This is a genomic window from Blautia sp. AM47-4 (assembly GCF_003479865.1).
Classification (GTDB): domain Bacteria; phylum Bacillota; class Clostridia; order Lachnospirales; family Lachnospiraceae; genus Fusicatenibacter; species Fusicatenibacter saccharivorans.
In genome coordinates this window covers 1-524 of sequence record NZ_QUHY01000117.1, presented here as the reverse complement: position 1 = coordinate 524, position 524 = coordinate 1, and the positions used below count along the sequence as shown (strand labels likewise).

General features: G+C 49.8%; 1 protein-coding gene. It reads left to right on the top strand.

Annotated elements, in window-relative coordinates; all coding sequences use genetic code 11:
- Positions 1-524, top strand: a 524-nt coding sequence (locus DW965_RS18930; RefSeq protein WP_199681695.1) for a recombinase family protein, incomplete at both ends; no start/stop codon positions are given.

Below are 524 nucleotides of genomic sequence, written 5' to 3'. Positions count from 1 at the left end.
TATCTGCAAACCGGGCATTTGATTGAGGACTTTTTCCCAAGAAACGGTGTCCGCTATATCGCCATGAATGACGGTATCGACACCCTGCGGGATAACAACGATATTGCCCCGTTCAAGAATATCCTGAACGAGATGTACAGCAAGGATATTTCCAAGAAAGTCCATTCCTCTTATCTTCTGAAAGCGCAGAAAGGACAGTTTACCGGGTGTCTTGCCCCGTTTGGGTATCGGAAAGACCCGGAGGACAAAAACCATCTGCTCATTGACGAGGAAACCGCCCCGATTGTGCGGCTGATTTTCGGATATGCCCTGAACGGACATGGTCCGAACTATATCCGCAGACGGCTGGAGGAAGAAAAAATCCCCTGCCCCACATGGTGGAACCGGGAACGGGGGCTTCGCAATACCCGCACCAAATGGGAAAAGAAAGACCCAGAAAAAGGACGGTATATGTGGGACTTCTCCGTTATCAAAGACCTTTTGATGAATCCCGTCTACACCGGGGCGATTGCTTCCCAGAAAAA